Source organism: Variovorax sp. GW531-E2, assembly GCF_059423125.1.
On sequence record NZ_JBWKXQ010000087.1, the window covers coordinates 1 to 21,086 of the forward strand.

Below are 21,086 nucleotides of genomic sequence, written 5' to 3' on the forward strand. Positions count from 1 at the left end.
AATCGAAACCGCCCCGAACCCCACCGCCACGGTGGTCCTGATGCACGGCCTGGGTGCCGACGGCAACGACTTCGTGCCGATCGCCGGCGAGCTCGACCTGTCGGCCGTGGGCCCGGTGCGCTTCGTGTTCCCCAACGCACCGGTGATTCCGGTCACGCTGAACAGCGGCTACCAGATGCCGGCGTGGTTCGACATTGCCGGGCCCGATTTCAATGTGCAGGAAGACGCCGCGGGCCTGCGCCGCTCGCAGGCCACCATCGAGGCCGTGATCGCGAATGAAAAGGCCCGCGGCATTGCCGCCAGCCGCATCGTGGTGGCCGGTTTTTCACAGGGCTGCGCCATGGCGCTGCTGACCGGGCTGCGCCATACCGAGCGCCTGGCCGGCATCGTCGGCCTGTCGGGCTGGCTGCCGCTGGCGGCCAGCACCGCCGCCGAGCGCCATGCCGCCAACCACGACACGCCGGTGTTCCTCGGCCACGGCCGGCAGGACCCGATGGTGCCCCTGGCACGCGCCACGCAATCGCGCGACGCGCTCGCCGCCCTGGGCTACACCGTCGAATGGCACGAGTACGCGATGGCGCATTCGGTCTGCATGGAAGAAGTGGCCGACCTGAACGATTTCCTGCTGCGCGTGCTGCGCTGAAGCACAGGCCGCTGCGGCAATCCACGAGACATACACAGAAGGAGACAGCCCATGATCCTCGTCATCGGACACGCGCTGGCAAAGGCCGACACCCTGCAGGCGATGCTGGCCATCAGCGTGGAACACGTGCTGCGCTCGCGCGCCGAGCCCGGCTGCATCTCGCATGACGTCACGACCGACGTGCAAGACCCGCTGCAGCTCACCTTCGTGGAGCGCTGGAGCGACATGGCGGCGCTGCAGGCGCACTTTCGCGTCGACGCGTCGCGCGCTTTCGGCAAGGCGCTCGCGGCCATGGCCGACGGCGTGCCGTCGATCCATGTCTACCAGTCGGAGGAGATCGACCTGTCGGCGGGCCGCCCCAAGGCCTGAATTTCGAACCCCGCTGCGCGCCGCAAGGCCGGTGGTATTTGAGAGGGCTGCTATGAAAAAAGTAGCAAAAAACAGCATAGCCGGATGCGGGATTCCCTGCTTCAGCAGTGCCTGTCCGCCCGTGCTACCTTCCAGCCCCACAGAAGATTGATGGGTCATAAGAACATGAGCAACAGATTGCAGGAGAGGCTGGGTGCACTCCCGGCCGCGCGATTGAAGGGAATGCGTCGCGGCATCGAGAAGGAAAGCCTGCGCGCGCTGCCCGACGGCAAGCTGGCCCTCACGCCGCATCCGCTGGCGCTGGGCTCGGCGCTCACGCATCCGCACATCACGACCGACTTCAGCGAATCGCAGCTCGAACTCATCACGGGCGTGCACGCGGGCGTGGAGTCGGCGCTCGAAGAGCTCACGCGGGTGCACCAGTTCACCTACCGCGTGCTCGACCAACTCGGCGACGAGCGCCTGTGGGTGTCGAGCATGCCCTGCGGCCTGCCGACCGACGAGACCATTCCGATCGGCCGCTACGGCTCGTCGAACGTGGGCCGCGCCAAGAGCGTGTACCGCATGGGCCTGAGCCACCGCTATGGCCGCCGCATGCAGACCATCTCGGGCATCCACTACAACTGGTCGCTGCCGGAGGTGTCGAGCGAAGAGTACTTTGCGCTGATCCGCAACTTCCGCCGCCAGGCCTTTTTGCTGCTGTACCTGTTCGGCGCCTCGCCGGCCCTGTGTTCGAGCTTTGTCGCGGGCCGCCCGCACGAGCTGCAGCCGCTGGGCGACGGCAGCATGTACATGCCGCACGGCACCTCGCTGCGCATGGGCCGCCTGGGCTACCAGAGCGAGGCGCAGGCCTCGCTGGCCGTGAGCTACAACAGCCTGGAGGGCTACGGCGCCTCGCTGCAGGACGCGCTCACGCGCCCGTGGCCGGCCTACGAGGCCATCGGCATCCGCAACCTGGGCGGCGACTACAACCAGCTGGGCACCAGCCTGCTGCAGATCGAGAACGAGTTCTACGGCACGATCCGCCCCAAGCGCGTCATCCACTCCGGCGAGCGCCCGCTGCATGCGCTGCGCGAGCGCGGCGTGGAGTACGTCGAGGTGCGCCTGATGGACCTCGACCCCTTCGAGACCGTCGGCATCAACGCGCAGACCATGCGCTTCATCGACGTGTTCCTGCTGCACTGCCTGCTGAACGACAGCCCCGACGACACGCCGCAAGAAATCGCCGACCTGGCGCAGAACCAGCACCTCACGGCCGCACGCGGCCGCGAGCCGGGCCTGAAGCTGCGCCGCGACGGGCGCGAGGTCGCGCTCACCGACTGGGGCCTGGAGCTGGTCGAGCAGTGCCTGCCGATTGCCGCCGCGCTCGACGCGGCGCAGGGCGGCACGCAGCACGTCGACGCCGTGCGCGCCGCCAAGGCCGGCCTCGAGAACCCCGACAGCCTGCCCTCGGCCCGCGTGCTCGCGGCCATCGAGCAGCAGCACGGCAACTCCTTCGTCGGCTTCGTGCGCGCCCAGTCGGAGCAGACCCGCGCCGCGCTGCTGGCGCTGCCGTTCTCGGCCGCGCAGCAGGCCGGGTTCGAGCAGATGACGGCCGAGTCGATCCAGGCGCAAAAGCGCATCGAGGCGGCCGACACCATGCCCTTCGAGATCTACCGCGAGCAGTACGTCTCGCCGGCGCGCCTGGGCATGGCCCCCGGCCGCCTGCCGGTCGCAGCCTGAGAAGGCCACCCCGGCGGCGCCGGCCGGCGCATGCCGACAGCGCCGCTGGCCGATGGCCTACAGCCATTGACCTGTCCGGCTCACCGTGGCGCGGCGGCCAGCCCCGAAGATGGCGTCATGCGCTGCCCAGTTCCGGACCCGAGACACCCACCATGACGCTCCATGCCTACCTGGTCGAGGACAGTCCGGTGATCCGCGAGAACCTGGTCGACTTTCTCGAGGACGTGATCGATGCGCACGTGATCGCCTCGGCCAGCACCGCCGACGAAGCGCTCGACTGGCTGCGCGACCACAAGAGCGACTGGGACCTGGCCATCGTCGACCTGTTCCTGCAGCGCGGCAATGGTCTGGCCGTGCTGAACGCCTGCCGCCAGCGCTCGCCGCACCAGAAGGTGGTGGTGCTCAGCAACTACGCCACCGCCGACATGCGCCTGCGCTCGCAGCAGCTGGGCGCCGATGCCTTCTTCGACAAATCGGCCGAACTCGACCAGCTGGTGGCGTACTGCGCCACCGTCCAGCCGTCGCATGGGTGACTCCCGCCGGGGGCGCCCGGCGGCGAACGGGGTGGGGAACTGAGGTAAAACGTTGGGTTGTTGTCAATTGGCAACCTTTACCAACACCGACCCACACAGTTCAGATAGCGAGCAGAGACCTCATGAGCAACAGCACCTCCATCGACTTCCAGGGCCGCGTGGCCATCGTGACCGGCGCCGGCGGCGGCCTGGGCCGCCAGCATGCGCTGGCCTTGGCGGCGCGCGGCGCCAAGGTGGTGGTCAACGACCTGGGCGGCGCGCGCGACGGCTCGGGCGGCTCGGTCAGCGCCGCGCAGGCGGTGGTCGACGAGATCAAGGCGGCCGGCGGCGAAGCCATTGCCAACGGCGCCTCGGTGACCGACTTCGAGGCCGTGCAGGCCATGGTCAAGCAGGCGGTCGACGCCTGGGGCCGCGTCGACATCCTGGTGAACAACGCCGGCATCCTGCGCGACAAGAGCTTCGCCAAGATGGAACTGGACGACTTCAAGCTCGTGGTCGACGTGCACCTGATGGGGGCCGTGAACTGCACCAAGGCCGTCTGGGCGCTCATGAACGAGCAGAAGTACGGCCGCATCGTGATGACCACCTCGTCGTCGGGCCTGTACGGCAACTTCGGCCAGAGCAACTACGGCGCCGCCAAGCTGGCGCTGGTGGGCCTCATGCAAACGCTGAGCATCGAAGGCGCCAAGAACGACATCCGCGTGAACTGCCTGGCGCCCACCGCCGCCACGCGCATGACGGAAGACCTGTTCCCCAAGGACATGCTCGAGGCCTTCCGCCCCGAGGCCGTGGTGCCCGCGATGCTGGTGCTGGCCGCGCAGGACGCGCCCAACCGCACCATCCTCTGCGCCGGCGCCGGCACCTTCGAGGCCGCCCACATCACGCTCACGCAGGGCGCCTGGCTGGGCATTGCCGCCGACACGCCCGAGCAGCTGGCCGCGCGCCTGTCGGAAGTGACCGCGCGCGAGGGCGAGGCCGTGCCGCAGAGCGGCACCGCCCAGGGCGCGAACGAAGTCGCCAAGGGCCAGGCGAACGCCGGCCGGGGCTGAACTTTCGTCACTCGGTGCAGGGCGCTTGACTTCGAGCGCACTCGAGCATTTCCAATGAATTCACCGGATGTCCGGTGTCTTCATTCATCCAAGGAAATCACGCCATGCACACGATCGACAACAAGGCCCTGGTCCAGCGCATCCACGCGGAGCTGGACAAGGGCAACGGCCAGGCCTTCATCGGCAGCCTGGCCGACGACGCCAGCTGGACGCTGGAAGGCAGCACGCCCTGGTCGCGCACCTACCAGGGCAAGCAGGCGATCCGCGAAGAGCTGATCAAGCCGCTGTTCGGGCAGTTCGCCGGGCCCTATGTGAGCAAGACCGAATGCATCATTGCGGAGGGCGACCGCGTGGTGGTGCTGTTCAGCGGCGACGTGCCCACCAAGGCCGGCAAGCGCTACAACAACCGCTATTGCTACGTCTACCGGCTCGAAGGAGGCCAGGTGAAAACATTGACCGAGTACTTCGACACCGCGCTGGTCGAGCGGGCGCTCGATGCGCCGACCGCCCATGCCGGCTGACTCTAGCGCTGCCGCCGCGCCGTTTCACATCGGCGAGCTGGCCGCACGCACGGGCCGCACGGTGCACGCCATCCGCTGGTACGAATCGCAGGGCCTCGTGCCCGGCGTGGCGCGCGACGCGGGCGGGCGGCGCGTGTACGGCGAACTGCATGTGGGCTGGCTCGACCTGATGGACCGGCTGCGCCGCACCGGCATGTCGATCGCCGAGATGCGCGACTACACGGCGCTCGCATTGCAGGGCAAGGCCACGCTGCGCCAGCGGCGCGACCTGCTCGAGGCGCACCGCGCGCGCGTGCACCAGACGATCGCCGACTGGCAGCAGGCGCTGTCGCTGGTCGAGCGCAAGATCGATTTCTACGACGCCTGGATGGCCGACGGGCGGCGCCCGCCGCTCATTCCGGTGGAAACGCCGCAGCGCCTGCCCGCACCGAAGCGCAAGCCGGCGCGCTGAGCTTCGACTCGACTACTCGGCGACGAAGCCCTCGCCGTCGCGGCGGATCGAATCGCGGGCGCGGTGGTTGTTGAGGCGGCCCAGCGTGTTGTCGAGCAGGCGCTTGAGCTTGTCGGCCGCGCCGCGGAAGGCCTCGTCGAGGCTGGTGGCGTGCTGTGTCACCGCGAGCGGCTGGTGGTGCGCCAGGCGTGCTTCCATCACGCAGCACTTGTCGCCGCCGCCGGCCTTGTCGTGGTTCTCGTCGCTCAGGTGCACCTCGACGCGCGTCACGTCTTCGACGAAACGGCTCAGGTGCTGCTTGATCTCGGTGTCTGCCCAGCGCTCCAGCGTGTCCTTGTTGGTGATGCCATTGCTCGTGTTGACCTGGATCTGCATTGCGTATGTCCCTGCTGGATGGTGAACGAGCCTTCACTGTGCACCCGAAAGAGTGCCCCTGTGCGTAGGTGTGTTGCCCCTTTTTGCCTGGGCATCGCAGCGTGTTCAGCTCTGGATGTAACTGGTCAGCTGGGTGATGGTCTGCTCGTGCTCGGAAATGATGTCGTCCATCAGGTCTTGAATCGAGATCATGCCGACCACCTTGTCGCCGTCGACCACGGGCAGGTGGCGGAACTTGCGCTGGCTCATGAGCGCCATGCAGGCGCGGGTGCGGGTCTGCGGGGTGACGGTCATCACGTCGGGCGTCATGATCTCGGCGACCTTCATCTCCTTGGAGTTCTTGCCCTGCAGCGCCACCTTGCGGGTGTAGTCGCGCTCGGACAAAAAGCCCACGAGCTTTTCGCCGTCCATCACCATGAGCGCGCCCACTTCGAAATGCGCCAGCGTGGCCAGCGCGTCGAACACGCTGGTGTCGGGCGAGGTGCGCCAGGCGGCGGAATCGTGGCGCTTGAGCAGTTCGGAGACGGGTTTCATCGCAGGCACTCCATTCAGGGGTTTCGATCCGGCCGACGCACGTGGCGGCGCCGTGCTTCGGACAAATCATAGGGGCGGAATCGCCCTTCGCGATGCAAAACCCTCCCGGGTGTCGCGCGTGTCACGCCGCGCACACGAACCCGGGGACGATCAAGAGATGCTCAGGGCGCGGCGGCGAGCACGCGGCTCAGCGCCACGGCATTGCCCGCGACGTCCTTCACGAGGCCCTGCGCGTCGAAGTTCACCTGGAACTCCGACCAGCTGTCGCGCCAGTAGCGCCACACCGGCGCGTCCAGGCTCGGGTTCTCGCTGGCCACCGGGTAGCCCAGCGCCATCAGCACCTGTTCGCGCGTCATGCCCGGCATCACCTTGCCCGCGAGGATGGCGGCGCCCACCGCAGGCGGGAAGCTGGCGATCTTGCGCTTGGGGTCTTCGGTGACCACGTAGCGCTTGGCGAAGTCGATCAGCGTGATGTTGCGGCTGTAGTCGTTCTTGATGCGCTGGGGCTTGCCCGCGAGATCGAGGTTGAAGAAGCGGAAGTCGTAGGCCGTGATGCGCGCCGGCGTGCCCACGGGGACGATGCTCGTGCCCTGTTCGTCGTAGTTGATGTCGCTGATCGAGTCGCCGTAGGTGCGCATGTTGCAGCACAGGAAGCCGTCGGTCAGCGGGCCGGGCGGTGGCGACGGGCGCTGGGCATGCGCCACGGTGGCGGACAGGATGGTGGTGGCCGCGAGCAGGGCGGCGGCGGCAAGGCGCTGGACCATGAAAAGGATCTCCCTCGGTGTGACTTTTTGAAACGGCTGCGGGCGCAGCGCGCGGATTCTAGGGGTGATCTGGCGGCCAACAAGCCAGTGAATACGCCAGTTGGTGCTATCAAAAGCGCAGCAACGAGGAATCGGTCCGTTTCCCGGTTCACAATGCGCACCCGGCCTGCGAGGCCGGTCCCCTTCCAGACAGCGCGAAAGAAAGAGCATCCATCGATGGCGATCCAGTGGTTCCCCGGTCACATGTATTCGACCCAGAAGGCCATCACCGAACGGGTGAAGGACATCGACGTGGTGATCGAACTGCTCGACGCGCGCCTGCCCGGCTCCAGCGCCAACCCGATGCTGGCCGAGCTCACGGCCGGGCGGCCCACGCTGAAGGTGCTCAACAAGCAGGACCTGGCCGACCCCGCGCGCACCGAGGCCTGGCTGGCGCACTACAACGCGCTGCCCGACACCCGCGCCATCGCGCTCGACGCCAGCCTGACCATGCCCGCGCAGCGCATCGTGCGCGCCTGCCACGAGCTGTCGCCCAACCGCGGCGGCATGGCCAAGCCGATGCGCGTGCTGATCTGCGGCATTCCCAACGTGGGCAAGTCGACCCTCATCAACACGCTCACCGGCGGGCGCAAGGCCAAGACCGGCGACGAGGCCGGCATCACCAAGCTCGAGCAGCGCATCACGCTGGCCGACGACTTCTACCTGTGGGACACGCCCGGCATGCTGTGGCCGCGCATCATCGTGCCCAAGAGCGGCTACAACCTCGCGGCCAGCGGCGCGGTGGGGCGCAACGCCTTCGATGAAGAAGAAGTGGCGCTGGAGCTGCTCGACTACCTCAAGGCGAACTACGCCGAGGGCATCGTCGCGCGCTTCAAGCTCGTCGAACTCGACCCCGCCACCCTGGCCGGCATGAAGGACGAAGACGTCCTCGACACCATCGGCCGCAAGCGCGGCGCGCTGCTGGGCAAGGGCAAGGTCAACCTGCAGAAGGCCGCCGAGATCGTGATGCACGAGTTCCGCGCCGGCAACCTGGGGCGCATCACGCTCGAGACGCCCGAGGAGTTCGCGCAGTGGCTGGCCGCCGGCCAGCGCGCCGACGCCGAGCGTGCGGCAAAGAAGGCGGCGCGTGGCAAGAAGGGCAAGGCCAAGCCCGAGGCAGACGGCGGCCCGACGGCCGACGCGTGAAGGTCTTGCGCGCGCCGCGCTGAAGGCCGCGCGGGGCGCCCCTATCATCGAGCGATGCAACGTCTCACGCGCCAGCGCAACGCCGTTTTCTCCGCCTTCAGCGACGCCGGTCGCGTGCTGACCGCCCCCGAAATCCTCGAACACGCACGGGCCATCGTGCCCGAGATCAGCCTGTCGACGGTATACCGCCAGGTCTCTCTGCTGCTGGCCGACGGCGAGATCGCGAAGGTCGAGCTGCCGGGCGAGCCGGCGCGCTATGAAGTGGCCTGCAAGGCTGATCCGCACGACCACCATTCGCACGGCGCCAGCGAAGGTGGCGATGCAGGGCACCACCACCATCACTACTTCCATTGCTCGCACTGCGGCCAGGTGTTCCTGCTGCACGCGTGCCCGGGGCCGATGCACGACCTCGCACCCAAGGGCTTCCAGGTGACGCACCACGAGGTCACGCTGCATGGCCTGTGCGCGGCCTGCGTCGACGCCGGCGCGAAAGCGCCGAAGGCGCACCCGCCGCACTGACGACGGCGGAGCCCCGGATGCCGGGGAAAGGTCAACAAAGTTATTGAGAATGAATTCGCAATAACGTATATTCGCGTGTCCGAACGAACCCCCCGGCCACGCACATGCAAGTCCTGTCCTCGCTCAAGGAAGCCAAGAAGCGTCACCGCGATTGCCAGGTGGTGACGCGGCGCGGCCGCACCTACGTCATCTGCAAGTCCAACCCGCGCTTCAAGGCGCGGCAAGGCGGCGCAAAGAACAAGAACAAGCGCTGACGCGCGGCGGCACCGCTGCCGCCTTCATTCCCCCTCGATGACCGCATCGGCGTGCCCACGCCGGGGGCGTGCCTGCGCGCGTCTTTTCCTTTCCTTCTTCCTTCCATCGGAATCCCTCCGCCATGCTCCGAGCCTCCGGCCTCACCAAACGCTACGGCGCGCACACCGCGCTCGACCGTCTCGACCTCGACATCCGCGGCGGCGACATCTACTGCCTGCTGGGCGCCAATGGCGCGGGCAAGACGACCACCATCAACCTGTTCCTGAACTTCATCGCGCCGACCGACGGCACGGTGCAGATCAACGGCACCGACGTCACGCGCCACCCGGTCGCGACCAAGCAGGACGTGGCGTACATCCCCGAGCAGGTCACGCTGTACGGCACGCTCTCGGGCCTGGAAAACCTGCGCTTCTTCGCCGGCCTGGCGCTGGGCCACGAACTGCCGCGCGAGCGCCTGCTCGCGCTGATGACCGAGGTGGGGCTCGACCACGCCGCCGCCGACAAGCGCGTCAGCATGTATTCGAAGGGCATGCGCCAGAAGGTGTGGATCGCGGTGGCGCTGGCCAAAGAGGCCAAGGCGCTGCTGCTCGACGAGCCCACCTCCGGGCTCGACCCGCATGCCGCGGCCGAGTTCTCCGACCTGCTGCGCCGCGCGGCCGACCGCGGCGTGGCCGTGCTCACCACCACGCACGACCTGTTCCACGCGCAGCAGACCGCCACGCGCGTCGGGATCATGAAGCGCGGCCGGCTGGTCGAAAGCCTCGACGGCGCGCAGATCGGCCAGACCGACCTGCAGTCCCTCTACCTGCAACACATGAGGGCCTGACCCGATGACGATGCGCTGGATCGCCCGACGCGAATTCACCGAACGCCTGCGCGACGGCCGCCTGTACTGGGCCGGCGGTCTCGTGGCCGTGCTGCTCTTCACCGCCCTGGCCGTCGGCTGGGCGCACCAGCGCGGCGCGCATGCCGAGCAGGTGGCCGCGCAGGCCATGGACTACCGCGACTGGCTGCACCAGGACAAGCGCCATCCGCACGACGCCGCGCACCAGGGCATGCACGCCTTCAAGCCCGAGCCGCCGCTGTCGATGGTCGATGCGGGCATCAACCCCTACATCGGCAGCACCGTTTGGCTGCAGGCACACCGCCAGAGCGAAGTCAAGTTCAATGCCGCGCAGGACGCGACCGGCCTGCAGCGCTTCGGCAACCTGTCGGTGGGCTGGATCTTGCAGGTGCTCGGCCCGCTGCTGGTGATCGTGCTGGGCTTCAACGCCTTCGCGGGCGAGCGCGAGCAGGGCATCTTGCGCCAGACGCTGAGCCTGGGCGTGGCTCCGCTGCGTCTGCTGGCCGGCAAGGCGCTCGCGCTGTCGGCGCTGCTCGCGGTGCTGCTGGTGCCGGCGGCGCTCGTGGCGGCCGTCGCCGTGGCAGTGGGCGTGGAGCCGGGTGGGCGCGTCGATGCGCTGCTGCGGCTGGGCGCGTGGTCGCTGGGCTACGCGGTGTACCTCGGCATCTTCGTGTGCCTGGTGCTGGGCGTGTCGGCACTGTCGTCGACCTCGCGCATGGCGATCACCGTGCTGCTCGCGCTGTGGATCGGGCAGGCCGTGATGGCGCCGCGCGTACTATCCGAACTCTCGCGCACGTGGTTCCCGAGCCCGACGCGGCTCGAATTCAACCAGGCGCTGGGCGCGGAACTCAAGGCCGTGTCGAACCAGGTCTGGCAGCAGAACTTCGGCACCACCGAGCGCTGGGGGCGCGATGTGCCGCTGAGCAAGTGGGGCATTGCGCTGCGCCTGGACGACCAGGCCTCGTACCCCGTGTACGACCGCCACTACGGCCGCCTGTGGGACACCTGGGAACAGCAGCAGAAAGTGCAGGAGTGGAGCGGCCTGCTGCTGCCGCTGCTCGCGGTGCGCAGCTTCTCGATGGGCATGGCGGGCACCGACTTCTCGCACCACCGGCGCTTCACCACGGCGGCCGAGCTGCACCGCCGCAATATCCAGGACCTGATGAGCAAGGACCTCGTGGCGCATGCCGATCCGCTCGGCGACCGCCACTTCTCCTACCAGGCCACGCCCGAGCTCTGGGCCACCGTGCCGCCCTTCGACTACCACCCGCCGGGCGCAGGGTGGGCGCTGCGGCACCAGGCGCGCAGCTTCCTCGTGCTGTGCGTCGGCCTGCTGCTCGCGGCGGCGTTCGCGGCCTTCGCCACCTTGCGCCAGCGCGCGCTCTGAGAGGGGGTGCCACCCATGTCCATTCATCCTCCCCAAGGCCACCGCCTGCTGGCCGTGATGCGCCAGGAAGTCCGTTTGATGCTCGCCGAGCGCGGGCTTTGGGTCGTCGGCGCATTGTTCCTTTTGCTCGTGGCCTATGCGCTGGGCAATGGCCTGCTGCAGACCGCCCAGCGCGACCGCGCGCAGGCGGCCGTGGCGCAGGCCGACCGCGACACCCGCACCGCGCAGCGCACCTTGCTCGAAGCCATCCTGGCCGGCACAGCGCAGCCCACGCCCTTCGAGAACCCGGCCGATCCCTCGCGCATGGCCAGCGGCTACGGCGGCCAGCACGTGCTGCTGCCGACCGCGCCGCTGGGCCCGGTCGCGCTGGGGCAAAGCGACCTGTTCCCGAGCCAGTACCAGGTCACGAACCAGAGCCGCGTCGTGTTCATGAACCCCAGCGACATCGAGAACCCGTGGCACCTGCTGAGCGGGCATTTCGACCTGGCCTTCGTCATCGTCTACCTGCTGCCGCTGCTGATCTTTGCGCTCAGCTACAACCTGCTGTCGGCCGAGCGCGAGAACGGCACCCTGCGCCTGCTGCTGTCGCAACCGCTGCGGCTGCGCACGCTGCTCGCGGGCAAGCTCACGGTGCGCGCCGCAGTGCTGCTGGGCCCCGCCGTGCTGCTGCCGGTGGCCGTGCTGTGGATCGCGCGCCATGCGGGGCTCACCGCCGGCGGCGCGGGCAGCGCCACGCTGTGGTGGGCGCTGCTGGTCGGCGCCTACGCGCTGTTCTGGTTCGCGCTGGTGGTGGCGGTGAACGCCTTCGGCGCCTCGTCGGCGACCAACGCGATGGTGCTCGTCATCGCCTGGGTGTTGTTGGTGCTCGTGGCGCCGGTGCTGCTGAACCTGGCCGTCACGCAGGTGGCACCTGCACCGTCGCGCACCGAGCTGGCCACGCGCCAGCGCGTGGTCACGGCCGAGGCGATGAAGCGCTACCAGGACCTGCTGGGCACCGAGTACCAGCACGTGGGGCAGGGCGCCATCCTCGTGCCGCGCGACGGCAAGATCGAGATCGCCGGCCGCTCGCTGGCCAACTACCGCATCCAGCGCGAGGTCGACGAAGCGATCCGCCCCGCGCTCGCGCGCTTCGACGCACAACAGGCGGCACAGCAGGCGCTGGTGGGCCGCTTCGGCGCCGTGTCGCCGGCGGCCGTGGCCTACGAAGGCATGACCGCGCTGGCCGGCAACGGCGCACGCCGCCACGCGCGCTTCGACGCCCAGACCGTGGCGCACCACGAAGCCTGGAAGGCCTTCTTCTTCCCGCGCATCGACGCACGCGATGCGCTCGTGCCCGCCGACTTCGACCGCATGCCCACCTTCGCCTGGCACGAGGAGCCCGCCGAGCTCGTGCGCGGGCAGGCCGCGCTGGCCGTGCTGCAACTGCTGGTGCCGAGCCTGCTGCTGTTCGGGCTCGCGGCCTGGCGGCTGCGGCGCTTCTCGGTCGCCTGACGCTTTCTTCATTTCTTCCACGCACCGCTCCATGACCCCGTTCACCCGCACCACCGTCGCGCTGGCCGCCGTCACCGCCTTGCAAGTAGCCTCTGCACAAGACAGCAGCAACAACGCCGAGCTCGGCACCGTCACCATCGAAGGCAGCCGCGACGCGAACAGCCTGCACCTCAATGATTCGAGCGGCACGGCTTCGCGCCTGGGTCTGTCGGTGCGCGAGACGCCGGCCTCGGTCGAGATCCTGTCGCAGGACGCGATCCAGCAGCGCGGCGCGCGCACCTTCAGCGAGGCGTTGCGCGGCATGGCGGGTCTGTCGGGCGGCGGCCCCCCGTCGTCGCCGACCACGCTGTCGCTGCGCGGCTTCACCAGCCTCATGTACCTCTACGACGGCGTGCGCAGCTCGGGCGCGGGCGTCACCAACCGCGTGCAGGACACCTGGAACTACGAGCGCATCGAAGTGCTCAAGGGCCCGGCCTCGGTGCTCGACGGCGAGGGCGCCATCGGCGGCATCGTCAACTTCGTGACCAAGCGGCCCGACCGCAGCAACCCGCACAAGGAGGCGCTGCTCTCGTACGGCAGCTACGGCTCCACGCGCGCGGCCTTCGGCTTCGGCGGCGCGCTGGGCGAGGCCAGCGCCTACCGGCTCGACTACAGCCGCAACGACACGAAGGTAGGCACCATCGATCGCAACGGCGAGCGCATCGACCACTTCACGAGCGGCCTGCTGGTGGACCTGGGCGGCTCGGTGAAGCTCGACCTGTCGTTCGACTACCTGCGCGACGACAACGACGCCTACTGGGGCACGCCGCTCGTGCCGCGCAGCTTCGCCACGCAGCCGACGAACGTCGTCAGCACGCCCGACGGCCGCGTGATCGACCGGCGCATGGCGCGCACCAACTACAACGTGCGCGACGACGAGAACTCTTCGGAGACCTATTGGCTGCGCGCGCGCCTCACGGGGCAACTGAACGGCGGCTGGTCGTGGCGCAACGAGTTCTCGGCCAACCAGTCGAAGCGCATGTTCCGCAATTCAGAGAGCGCGACCTTCGTGCCGCCCGCCAGCATCGCGCGCGACCAGACGCTCATCACGCACGACCAGGACTTCTGGCTCGACCGCTTCGACGCCACGCACAAGGGAAAGATCGCCGGGATGGACAACCGCTTCGTCGTCGGCGGCGAATACAGCGAGACGCGCTTCGGCAGCCAGCGCCGCTTCTCGAACAGCAGCCCCGCCACCGCCGCGCAGCTGCGCGTGCCGGTGTTCGACCCGTACACCGGCTACTTCGACGACAACCCCGCGCTGACCACCGGCGCGGGCAACCGCGCCGACACCTTCTCGCGCGTGAAGGTCGCCTCGGTCTTCGTGGAGGACGCGATCAAACCGATGCGCGACCTCACGCTGGTCGGCGGCCTGCGCCACGACCGCACCGAGGTCGACCGCCGCATCTGGGACCTGAACGCGGGCAGCGTCACGCGCTTCGGCGCGAGCTACCGTGCCACCTCGGGGCGCTTCGGCGCGGTGTACGACCTGTCGCCGCAGTCGAGCCTGTACGCGCAGTACACCAACGCCACGCTGCCGGTGGGATCGCTCTTCTTGCTGTCGGCGTCGAATGCCGCGTTCCCGATGTCGCGCGGCAAGCAGGCCGAGGTGGGCTTCAAGCAGAGCCTGCCTGCAGCGAACCTGGAGTGGACGGCCGCGCTGTACAAGATCGAACTTGACAACGTGCTCTCGCGCGACCCGAACAACGCCGCCACCACCGTGAACAACGGCCGCCAGTCGTCGCGCGGCCTCGAGCTGTCGGCCGTGTGGAAGCCCACGCGCGAATGGACGCTGGCGGGCAACCTCGCGGCGCTCGACGCGCGCTTCGACACGCTGGTCGAAGCCGGCAACGTCTCGCGCGTGGGCAAGACCCCGCCGAACGTGCCCGAGCGCATGGCCAACGTCTTCGCCACCTACCGGCCCGACGGCTCGAAGTTCGAATACTTCGCGTCGTTGAACCACACGGGGCCGATGTACACCGACAACGCCAACCAGATCCGCATCAACGGCTTCACCACGGTCGATGCGGCCGTGAGCTACCGCCTGAAGAATGCGCTGCTGAGTTTCCGCGTGCGCAACCTGACGGACCGGCTCTACGCGAACTGGACCGGCCGCGCCGCGAGCCAAGTGCTGCTGGCGCCGCGGCGGACGTTCGAGGTGTCGGCGAAGTTCGATTTCTGAAGCCCGGCCGCTGAGGAGAACCGACAGCGCCCAGTGTGCGCAGGACACTGGGTGCTTCCCGCAGCGAAATCAAGGAGGAGGCCGTAGGCCGGGGGACATTCGCGGAGGGAAGTACCCGGTGGCCTGTGCACACGCCCTGAACAACCCCCGCTTCAGCGCATCTGCAGTCGCGCATCCTTCGGGTACCCGATCGTGTAGTCCGCCGACACCCGCGCCGTCTGCCCCGCGTCCAGGTCGAAGCGCCACATCGCCAGCCCCGGCTGCTTGTTCCACGCCTGATCGGCCGGCTGCGGCGCAAAGCGCGTGGTCACGCGCACCTGCTCGTCGACCGACACCGGCGCGGCCTCCAGCACCTGCACGGCGATCGGCGTGCGGTGGCGGTTCTCGACCACGTAGGCGCGCTGCACCTGACGTTCGGCGCGCGAGCCCACGAAGCCGCCCGAGCCCTGGTTGTCGCGCTCGGGCTCGACCTGCACGCGCACCAGTTCGTCGCGGCCGAACGAGAGCGTGAGCTTGGCGTCGCTCGGCGCGTTCCAGCGGCCTTGGCCGACGAAGTTGCCGTCGCGGTACAGCTGCATCGGACCGGCCGGCCACACGCCCGCGGGCTGTGCCATCTCGGCGACCAGGAAGGCGCTCGGGTCCACGCGCGGGCTGGTGCGCGCGGCGAGCTGCGCCGTGTCCTCATGCTGGCCCAGCGCCAGGGTCACGCGCTGGCCGTTGGAAGGCACGTCGATGCTCTGCGGCACGGCGAATTCGGTGGCGAAGCTGTTGTCGAACACACTCACGTCGAACAGCGGCTCGCGTGCGCGCTCCATGGCCATCTTGCGGTCGGCGGCGATGGCGGCCGGAGCGGCAGCGGGCATCGGCGCGGCCATGTACGCCATGTCGGCGTTCGCGCGCGGCGGCGGCTCGATGCCGATGCGCCACGCGCTCGGCGTGCGCCCCGTAGTTTCGCGGCGCGGCTGGCCGGTGGACAGCACCAGCTTCACGCCGCGCCAGTCCTCGCCCGTGGCCTGCGCCACCAGCGCCTGGCGCTCGATGCGCACCTTGCGCGTCGTGGTGTCGAGCAGCGCGCGGTAGCTCGGCGTCCAGCCCGGGCCGTTGACCTGGTAGCTGAGCTTCACGTCGGCATCGGCACTGGCGGCCAGCGTGACGGTGACGGCCGTCACCTGCGCGCCCTGGCCCTGCGTGCGGCCGCGCTCGGCCAGCAGCGGCTTGAGCTGGCGGTCGAGGTCGGTCTGCTGGCGCTGGATCTGGTGTTGCTTGAGCAGCGCGTCCTGGCCCGAGCGGCGCATCGCCTCGGTCATGGCCGCGAGGTTGCGCGCGTCCATCGGCGCACGCGCGCCGGGGCCTGACTCGCTGCCCGACAGCCCCTTGAGGTAGCCCGTGACCATGCCCAGCGCATCGGTCTCGGCCTGCAGCGCGGCCTTGCGGTCTTCGAGCTCGCGGATGCGGCCGTCGAGCGCGCTGGTGGCGCAGTTCGCCGAGAGCTCGCGCGCCTCGCTGAGCACCGAGGTCTCGCCCACGCGCACCGCCGCGCCGGCCGACACCTGCAGGCTCTGCACGTCGAGCCCGGCCGGCAGGCAGGCGAAGGTGACCGAGCGGCTGCCCGCCGCGACGCGCGCCACGCGCTCCACCGTGGCGCTGCCGGGGTAGACCTTGACCTGCGTGATGCGCGAGGCATCGGCCTGCAACTGCGCATGGGCGCCGGCGCCCGCGGCCAGCCAGAGGGAAGCGACGGCGGTGGCGCGCAGGAGGGGACGGGCGGAGAACGGTGTGTGCATGGAAAGCCTTCCGGAAGAAAGTCAGTGACGAATCTCTGCTTCTACGGACGAGGCACGCGAACGGGGTTAAGGCGTGGCGAAGTTTTTTCATGACGCCGGTGTGACGCGGGCGCGCCGCTGTCGCGCAGGCATCTGCCGGCGGCGAACCGGTCACCCAAGAGACGGTGCGCGGCGGCTCCGCTTCCTAGAGTGGGTCTCGCCTTCCCTCCATTGATTCACTCTGAAAGGACACCCCCATGCTCGACACGATCCAGGCCATCAACCGTTCGGCCGCCTTCAACCGCTGGGCCGGCTTCGACGTCACCCAGGCCGCCGACGGGCAGGCCGAACTGCGCATGAAATGGCGCGAGGAAGACATGGGCCAGTACGCCGGCTTCCTGCACGCGGGGATGATTGCCGCGCTGCTCGACACCGTGAGCGGCTTCGCGGCCGCCACCGTGGCGGGCCGCGTGCTGGCCTCGCACTTCTCCATCAACTGCATCTCGCCCGCCATCGGCGAGGCCTTCGTGGCGCGCGGGCGCGTGGTGAAGGCGGGGCGCAAGCAGGTGTTCGTCGGGGCCGAGCTGTTCGCGCAGCCCGAGGGCCAGGGCGAAGACAAGCTCAAGCTCGTGGCGACGGCGAACGCCATCCTGGTGCCGGTGGACGAGGCGTCGACGACGCCGAAGCCGAAGCCGAAGCAGGCGGCGTAACCACCGCCGGCTCGGCCTCGGGCTTGCGCTTCAGCCCGAACAGCGGGCGCAGCCATCCGATGCGGCGGATCAGCCTGTCGGTCAGCAGCCAGCAGCCGGCAATGGTCACGGCGACCAGCGCCACGGGCTCCCACACCGGGCCCAGCGCCAGCGGCACCAGCAGCGCCACCCCCGCGACGATCAGCGTCTGGTGCAGCATGTACCAGGGGTAGACCGACTCGTTGGCCCAGCGCAGCCACGGCCAGGGGCGGTTCAGGTGGCGGTGGCCATGGCCCAGTATGGTGGCGACCGCGAGCCACAGGTAGGCCGTGCGCAGCACGTCCATCAACAGGCCCTTGGGCGCAACGACGGCCCCGACGCGCAGCGCGATGAACGCGCCGATCGCCGCCACCGCCAGCAGCAGCGACACGCGGCGCAGCCGTTCGAGCTCGCGCCAGACGCCCGTGTCCACGCCCATCCAGTAGCCGTAGAGGAAGACGGTGAAGTAGATGCTGTGCAGGTGGAAGTCCCACACCAGGTTGTGCGTGGCCGGAAAGTGCCGCGCCAGCAGCACCGTCCACGTCAGCAGCGGCAGCGCCGGCAGCACCAGCAGCTGCCAGCCGCGCAGCCCGTTGAAGCGCCGCCGCACCCACTGGCCGGCCGCCGAGCGCCACAGCGGCAGCGTCAGCGCGACCAGCGCCGTGTAGAGAAACAGGTAGGGCAGGTACCAGAGGTGGTTCCAGGTGATGCCGAACTCCGCCCCCGCGAACGCACCCTTGGGCCAGGGCGCGCCCATCGACAGGTAGCGCAGCAGGAAGGTGCCGAAGCCCGGCGCCACCAGCCCGCGCGCCACGCCCTCGGCATAGGCCTGGTAGGGCACGACCACCGCCATGCCGAAGGCCAGCGGCAGCATCAGCCGCAGACCCCGGCTGCGCAGCAGGCCCCAGGTGCCCTGGCCCCGGCTCAGGAAGCCGAGCGACACGCCCGAGATCAGGAAGACCAGGTCCATGCGCCACAGGTTCAGCACTCGCATCGGCCACGGCAGCCACTCGGCCGCGTGCGGGCTCTTGAGGTGCCAGGGCCAGTCGGCCACGTAGTACATGCCCACGTGATAGAGGATGACGAGCAAAAAGGCGAGGGCGCGCAGGGCGTCGATGTCGTGGCGGCGCTGCGGCGCGAGGGCTGAAGCGGAATCGGAGGGCATGGCGGGCTCCTGGAACGAGGAAACGGCGGCCATCGTGGCCCCCGCGCCCGCCCCCGGGGCCATCGCCGGGACGGATCGCCCCGGATTTGTGACGAACGGTGGCCCCCGGGGATGAAATCCGGCCCCGGTTCGCGAGAATCCCCGCATGAGCGAGCCGCACAAGAACCTGTACGAGCGCTACGAACCGATCCGGCGGTACGTCGAGGTCGGCTTCTGGATCGTGCTGATGACGGTGCATGCCGCGATCAGCACCGTGGTCGCGCTCATCGACGCCCGCAGCCGCGCCGTGCCGCGCGCGAACTGGGAGGTCGTCACCTGGGAGGTGTCGAGCCACATCGCGCTGCTGGCCCTGGTGCCGGTGCTGGTGGCCGTGGAGCGCCGGCTGTCGCCGCTGGCGCGCGACCACTGGGTGCGTTTTCTCGCCGGGCATCTGGTGGCGAGCGTGCTCCTGAGCCTGGCGCACGTCGCGGCGATGTTCGGGCTGCGCGCCACGGTGTATGCGGCCGCCGGCGAGCCCTACGACTTCGCCGGCGCCATGGGGCGATGGGGCTACGAGTACCTGAAGGACGTGCGCGTCTACGCCACGATGGTCTTCGGCGTGTGGGCCTACCGGCTCTTCATGCTGCGGCTGCAGGGCGAGGCGCGCGTGCTCGATCCGCCGGAAGAGGGCGTGGCGCCGGTGCCAGAGGCGCTGGCGGAACCGGAGGGTTTCGAACCCTCCGTGCAGGACGTGCCCCCGCCGGCAGCACCGCCGCCGGCCCGCCCCGAGCGCTTCCTCGTGCGCAAGCTGCGCCGCGAATTCCTCATCGCCGCCACCGACATCGACTGGCTGCAGGCCGAGGGCAATTACGTCGGCCTGCACGTCAACGGCCACGACTACCTGCTGCGCGCCACGCTCACCGACTTCCTGACCCAGCTCGACCCCGCCACCTTCGTGCGCGTGCACCGCAGCCACGCGGTGAACCTGGGTCGCATCAAGGAGATCGAGCCGCTCGACGGCGGCGACGCCCGGCTCCACATGCACGACGGCACGAGCGTGCCCTGCAGCCGGCGGTATCGCGACGCGCTGCGCGGCGGCTGAGCGCTCCGGCGGCGCGTTCCGATCCGGTGCGTGCCCTGCGAAATCGGCCCATTCCTGGGTCGTTTCGCACCATTCAAGAGCCTGCAGGCACCATTTTTGCTTTCTTGCGCCGGCGCCCCGAGCCGTTCGGGTGCGACGCACCAAATCAAACCAAAAACCTGCAAGAAGCTCTCATGGACGCACTCAAACAGGGCGCTGACGCGCTGTTCATCCTTCTCGGCGCCATCATGGTCCTGGCCATGCATGCCGGCTTTGCCTTCCTGGAACTGGGCACCGTGCGCAAGAAGAACCAGGTCAATGCGCTGGTCAAGATCCTGGTCGACTTCTCGGTGTCGACCATCGTGTACTTCCTGGTGGGCTACGGTGTGGCCTACGGCACGCATTTCTTCGTCAGCGCCACCGAACTGTCGGCAAGAAGCGGCTACGAGCTGGTGAAGTTCTTCTTCTTGCTGACCTTCGCGGCGGCCATCCCGGCCATCATCTCGGGTGGCATCGCCGAGCGCGCCAAGTTCTGGCCGCAACTGATCGCCACCGCGGTGATCGTCGGTTTCGTCTACCCGCTGTACGAGGGCATCGCCTGGAACAAGGCCTTCGGCATCCAGGGCTGGATCGCCTCGGTCACCGGCCACGAGTTCCATGACTTCGCCGGCTCGGTCGTCGTGCACGCCGTGGGCGGCTGGCTCGCGCTGCCGGCCGTGCTGCTGCTGGGCGCGCGCCGCAACCGCTACCGCGGCGACGGCTCGCTCAGCGCACACCCGCCGTCGAACATCCCGTTCCTGGCGCTCGGCGCGTGGGTGCTGTGCGTGGGCTGGTTCGGCTTCAACGTGATGAGCGCGCAGAGCATCGACAAGATCTCGGGCCTCGTCGCCGTCAACTCGCTGATGGCCATGGTCGGCGGCACGCTGGTGGCGTTGGCCATGGGCAAGAACGACCCCGGCTTTGTCTACAACGGCCCGCTCGCCGGCCTCGTGGCCGTGTGCGCCGGCTCCGACCTCATGCACCCGCTGGGCGCGCTCGTGGCGGGCGGCGTGGCCGGCGCCATCTTCGTCTTCATGTTCACGCGCACGCAGAACAAATGGAAGATCGACGACGTGCTCGGCGTGTGGCCGCTGCACGGCCTGTGCGGCACCTGGGGCGGCATCGCGGCCGGCATCTTCGGCACGCAGGCGCTCGGCGGCATCGGCGGCGTGAACCTGTGGGCGCAGCTCATCGGCACCTTGCTTGGCGTGGTCTGGGCGCTGATCGGCGGCACGGTGGTGTACGGCGTGCTCAAGGCGACCATGGGGTTGCGGCTGTCGCAGGAAGAGGAATACGACGGGGCGGATCTGTCGATCCACCACATTTCGGCCACGCCGGAGCGGGAAGTGAATTGGTGAGGGCGGTGCGGCTCAGGACATGAGCCGCAACGGGGGATTTGCGGCGCACGGCACGAATTTGCCAGCTGTAGCAAACTTGCCGGCGGCCCCCGATCCCACCTGTTCACCAC

The 21,086-nt window shown here is 69.0% G+C and carries 22 protein-coding genes; 17 read left to right on the forward strand and 5 right to left on the reverse strand.

Annotated elements, in window-relative coordinates; translation table 11 throughout:
* Position 1 precedes the first annotated feature (1 nt).
* From AC07XP_RS30295 to AC07XP_RS30325, 7 genes are all read left to right on the forward strand, one after another.
* The gene (locus AC07XP_RS30295) at positions 2-643 is read left to right on the forward strand and encodes an alpha/beta hydrolase (RefSeq protein WP_495266750.1); all 642 of its coding nucleotides are present in this window, start codon (positions 2-4) and stop codon (positions 641-643) included.
* Between the two features lie 51 nt (positions 644-694).
* Positions 695-1,012, forward strand: a complete 318-nt coding sequence (locus tag AC07XP_RS30300) for a putative quinol monooxygenase (RefSeq protein WP_307587546.1) — start codon at positions 695-697, stop codon at positions 1,010-1,012.
* Between the two features lie 165 nt (positions 1,013-1,177).
* Complete coding sequence (gshA, locus tag AC07XP_RS30305; RefSeq protein WP_095746179.1) at positions 1,178-2,734, forward strand: glutamate--cysteine ligase; 1,557 nt, start codon at positions 1,178-1,180, stop codon at positions 2,732-2,734.
* 152 nt (positions 2,735-2,886) lie between these two features.
* On the forward strand, positions 2,887-3,267 hold the full coding sequence (locus tag AC07XP_RS30310) for a response regulator transcription factor (RefSeq protein WP_062476998.1): 381 nt from the start codon (positions 2,887-2,889) through the stop codon (positions 3,265-3,267).
* Positions 3,268-3,389: 122 nt separating this feature from the next.
* Complete coding sequence (locus tag AC07XP_RS30315) at positions 3,390-4,316, forward strand: SDR family NAD(P)-dependent oxidoreductase (protein WP_369646326.1); 927 nt, start codon at positions 3,390-3,392, stop codon at positions 4,314-4,316.
* 104 nt (positions 4,317-4,420) lie between these two features.
* Positions 4,421-4,837, forward strand: a complete 417-nt coding sequence (locus AC07XP_RS30320; RefSeq protein WP_495266751.1) for a nuclear transport factor 2 family protein — start codon at positions 4,421-4,423, stop codon at positions 4,835-4,837.
* Positions 4,827-5,288, forward strand: coding sequence for a MerR family transcriptional regulator (locus AC07XP_RS30325; RefSeq protein WP_495266752.1), 462 nt, complete (start codon positions 4,827-4,829; stop codon positions 5,286-5,288). The genes AC07XP_RS30320 and AC07XP_RS30325 overlap by 11 nt, the downstream gene beginning before the upstream one ends.
* A 12-nt stretch (positions 5,289-5,300) precedes the next feature.
* Here the strand turns inward: AC07XP_RS30325 and AC07XP_RS30330 are convergent, their stop codons facing one another.
* From AC07XP_RS30330 to bamE, 3 genes are all read right to left on the reverse strand, one after another.
* Positions 5,301-5,663 (reverse strand): HPF/RaiA family ribosome-associated protein, encoded by a 363-nt coding sequence (locus AC07XP_RS30330; RefSeq protein WP_062476985.1) that lies wholly within the window; start codon positions 5,661-5,663, stop codon positions 5,301-5,303.
* Between the two features lie 105 nt (positions 5,664-5,768).
* The gene (locus tag AC07XP_RS30335; protein ID WP_070062567.1) at positions 5,769-6,197 is read right to left on the reverse strand and encodes a CBS domain-containing protein; all 429 of its coding nucleotides are present in this window, start codon (positions 6,195-6,197) and stop codon (positions 5,769-5,771) included.
* A 161-nt stretch (positions 6,198-6,358) separates the two neighbouring features.
* The gene (bamE, locus tag AC07XP_RS30340) at positions 6,359-6,961 is read right to left on the reverse strand and encodes an outer membrane protein assembly factor BamE domain-containing protein (RefSeq protein WP_095948936.1); all 603 of its coding nucleotides are present in this window, start codon (positions 6,959-6,961) and stop codon (positions 6,359-6,361) included.
* 216 nt (positions 6,962-7,177) lie between these two features.
* Between bamE and ylqF the strand changes: the two genes are divergently transcribed.
* From ylqF to AC07XP_RS30375, 7 genes are all read left to right on the forward strand, one after another.
* The gene (gene ylqF, locus AC07XP_RS30345; RefSeq protein WP_495266753.1) at positions 7,178-8,146 is read left to right on the forward strand and encodes a ribosome biogenesis GTPase YlqF; all 969 of its coding nucleotides are present in this window, start codon (positions 7,178-7,180) and stop codon (positions 8,144-8,146) included.
* 54 nt (positions 8,147-8,200) lie between these two features.
* Positions 8,201-8,665, forward strand: a complete 465-nt coding sequence (locus tag AC07XP_RS30350; RefSeq protein WP_307587555.1) for a Fur family transcriptional regulator — start codon at positions 8,201-8,203, stop codon at positions 8,663-8,665.
* A 104-nt stretch (positions 8,666-8,769) separates the two neighbouring features.
* Positions 8,770-8,919: a type B 50S ribosomal protein L36 gene (gene ykgO, locus AC07XP_RS30355; protein WP_013542562.1), complete on the forward strand. Its 150-nt coding sequence runs from the start codon at positions 8,770-8,772 to the stop codon at positions 8,917-8,919.
* Positions 8,920-9,041: 122 nt separating this feature from the next.
* The gene (locus tag AC07XP_RS30360) at positions 9,042-9,746 is read left to right on the forward strand and encodes an ABC transporter ATP-binding protein (RefSeq protein ID WP_062476970.1); all 705 of its coding nucleotides are present in this window, start codon (positions 9,042-9,044) and stop codon (positions 9,744-9,746) included.
* A gap of 4 nt (positions 9,747-9,750) precedes the next feature.
* Positions 9,751-11,151 (forward strand): ABC transporter permease subunit, encoded by a 1,401-nt coding sequence (locus tag AC07XP_RS30365; RefSeq protein WP_495266754.1) that lies wholly within the window; start codon positions 9,751-9,753, stop codon positions 11,149-11,151.
* Between the two features lie 15 nt (positions 11,152-11,166).
* Positions 11,167-12,642 carry an ABC transporter permease subunit gene (locus AC07XP_RS30370; RefSeq protein ID WP_495266755.1) on the forward strand — a complete coding sequence of 492 codons (1,476 nt, stop codon included), beginning with the start codon at positions 11,167-11,169 and terminating at the stop codon, positions 12,640-12,642.
* A 31-nt stretch (positions 12,643-12,673) separates the two neighbouring features.
* Positions 12,674-14,863 carry a TonB-dependent receptor gene (locus tag AC07XP_RS30375; RefSeq protein WP_495266756.1) on the forward strand — a complete coding sequence of 730 codons (2,190 nt, stop codon included), beginning with the start codon at positions 12,674-12,676 and terminating at the stop codon, positions 14,861-14,863.
* A gap of 152 nt (positions 14,864-15,015) precedes the next feature.
* Here AC07XP_RS30375 and AC07XP_RS30380 read toward each other — a convergent pair whose 3' ends face one another.
* A complete protein-coding gene (locus AC07XP_RS30380) occupies positions 15,016-16,647 on the reverse strand; it encodes a DUF4139 domain-containing protein (RefSeq protein ID WP_495266757.1) in 1,632 nt (543 codons plus the stop codon).
* Positions 16,648-16,883: 236 nt separating this feature from the next.
* Between AC07XP_RS30380 and AC07XP_RS30385 the strand changes: the two genes are divergently transcribed.
* Positions 16,884-17,336 carry a PaaI family thioesterase gene (locus AC07XP_RS30385; protein WP_495266758.1) on the forward strand — a complete coding sequence of 151 codons (453 nt, stop codon included), beginning with the start codon at positions 16,884-16,886 and terminating at the stop codon, positions 17,334-17,336.
* Here the strand turns inward: AC07XP_RS30385 and AC07XP_RS30390 are convergent.
* Entirely contained in the window at positions 17,248-18,519 is a 1,272-nt protein-coding gene (locus tag AC07XP_RS30390; protein WP_495266759.1) for an acyltransferase family protein, read from the reverse strand. The genes AC07XP_RS30385 and AC07XP_RS30390 overlap by 89 nt on opposite strands.
* A 145-nt stretch (positions 18,520-18,664) precedes the next feature.
* On the opposite strand from AC07XP_RS30390, the gene AC07XP_RS30395 reads away from it, so the two are divergent.
* Entirely contained in the window at positions 18,665-19,600 is a 936-nt protein-coding gene (locus AC07XP_RS30395; protein ID WP_495266760.1) for a LytTR family DNA-binding domain-containing protein, read from the forward strand.
* Positions 19,601-19,773: 173 nt separating this feature from the next.
* On the forward strand, positions 19,774-20,976 hold the full coding sequence (locus AC07XP_RS30400) for an ammonium transporter (RefSeq protein WP_495266761.1): 1,203 nt from the start codon (positions 19,774-19,776) through the stop codon (positions 20,974-20,976).
* Positions 20,977-21,086: the final 110 nt, after the last annotated feature.

What these genes read in the sequence shown, in the direction of transcription:
- AC07XP_RS30300 (WP_307587546.1), top strand. Translation starts at nt 695, where the DNA reads ATGATCCTCGTCATCGGACACGCGCTGGCAAAGGCCGACACCCTGCAG.
- gshA (WP_095746179.1), top strand. Translation starts at nt 1,178, where the DNA reads ATGAGCAACAGATTGCAGGAGAGGCTGGGTGCACTCCCGGCCGCGCGA.
- AC07XP_RS30310 (WP_062476998.1), top strand. Translation starts at nt 2,887, where the DNA reads ATGACGCTCCATGCCTACCTGGTCGAGGACAGTCCGGTGATCCGCGAG.
- AC07XP_RS30315 (WP_369646326.1), top strand. Translation starts at nt 3,390, where the DNA reads ATGAGCAACAGCACCTCCATCGACTTCCAGGGCCGCGTGGCCATCGTG.
- AC07XP_RS30320 (WP_495266751.1), top strand. Translation starts at nt 4,421, where the DNA reads ATGCACACGATCGACAACAAGGCCCTGGTCCAGCGCATCCACGCGGAG.
- AC07XP_RS30325 (WP_495266752.1), top strand. Translation starts at nt 4,827, where the DNA reads ATGCCGGCTGACTCTAGCGCTGCCGCCGCGCCGTTTCACATCGGCGAG.
- AC07XP_RS30330 (WP_062476985.1), bottom strand. Translation starts at nt 5,663, where the DNA reads ATGCAGATCCAGGTCAACACGAGCAATGGCATCACCAACAAGGACACG.
- AC07XP_RS30335 (WP_070062567.1), bottom strand. Translation starts at nt 6,197, where the DNA reads ATGAAACCCGTCTCCGAACTGCTCAAGCGCCACGATTCCGCCGCCTGG.
- bamE (WP_095948936.1), bottom strand. Translation starts at nt 6,961, where the DNA reads ATGGTCCAGCGCCTTGCCGCCGCCGCCCTGCTCGCGGCCACCACCATC.
- ylqF (WP_495266753.1), top strand. Translation starts at nt 7,178, where the DNA reads ATGGCGATCCAGTGGTTCCCCGGTCACATGTATTCGACCCAGAAGGCC.
- AC07XP_RS30350 (WP_307587555.1), top strand. Translation starts at nt 8,201, where the DNA reads ATGCAACGTCTCACGCGCCAGCGCAACGCCGTTTTCTCCGCCTTCAGC.
- ykgO (WP_013542562.1), top strand. Translation starts at nt 8,770, where the DNA reads ATGCAAGTCCTGTCCTCGCTCAAGGAAGCCAAGAAGCGTCACCGCGAT.
- AC07XP_RS30360 (WP_062476970.1), top strand. Translation starts at nt 9,042, where the DNA reads ATGCTCCGAGCCTCCGGCCTCACCAAACGCTACGGCGCGCACACCGCG.
- AC07XP_RS30365 (WP_495266754.1), top strand. Translation starts at nt 9,751, where the DNA reads ATGACGATGCGCTGGATCGCCCGACGCGAATTCACCGAACGCCTGCGC.
- AC07XP_RS30370 (WP_495266755.1), top strand. Translation starts at nt 11,167, where the DNA reads ATGTCCATTCATCCTCCCCAAGGCCACCGCCTGCTGGCCGTGATGCGC.
- AC07XP_RS30375 (WP_495266756.1), top strand. Translation starts at nt 12,674, where the DNA reads ATGACCCCGTTCACCCGCACCACCGTCGCGCTGGCCGCCGTCACCGCC.
- AC07XP_RS30380 (WP_495266757.1), bottom strand. Translation starts at nt 16,647, where the DNA reads ATGCACACACCGTTCTCCGCCCGTCCCCTCCTGCGCGCCACCGCCGTC.
- AC07XP_RS30385 (WP_495266758.1), top strand. Translation starts at nt 16,884, where the DNA reads ATGCTCGACACGATCCAGGCCATCAACCGTTCGGCCGCCTTCAACCGC.
- AC07XP_RS30390 (WP_495266759.1), bottom strand. Translation starts at nt 18,519, where the DNA reads ATGCCCTCCGATTCCGCTTCAGCCCTCGCGCCGCAGCGCCGCCACGAC.
- AC07XP_RS30395 (WP_495266760.1), top strand. Translation starts at nt 18,665, where the DNA reads ATGAGCGAGCCGCACAAGAACCTGTACGAGCGCTACGAACCGATCCGG.
- AC07XP_RS30400 (WP_495266761.1), top strand. Translation starts at nt 19,774, where the DNA reads ATGGACGCACTCAAACAGGGCGCTGACGCGCTGTTCATCCTTCTCGGC.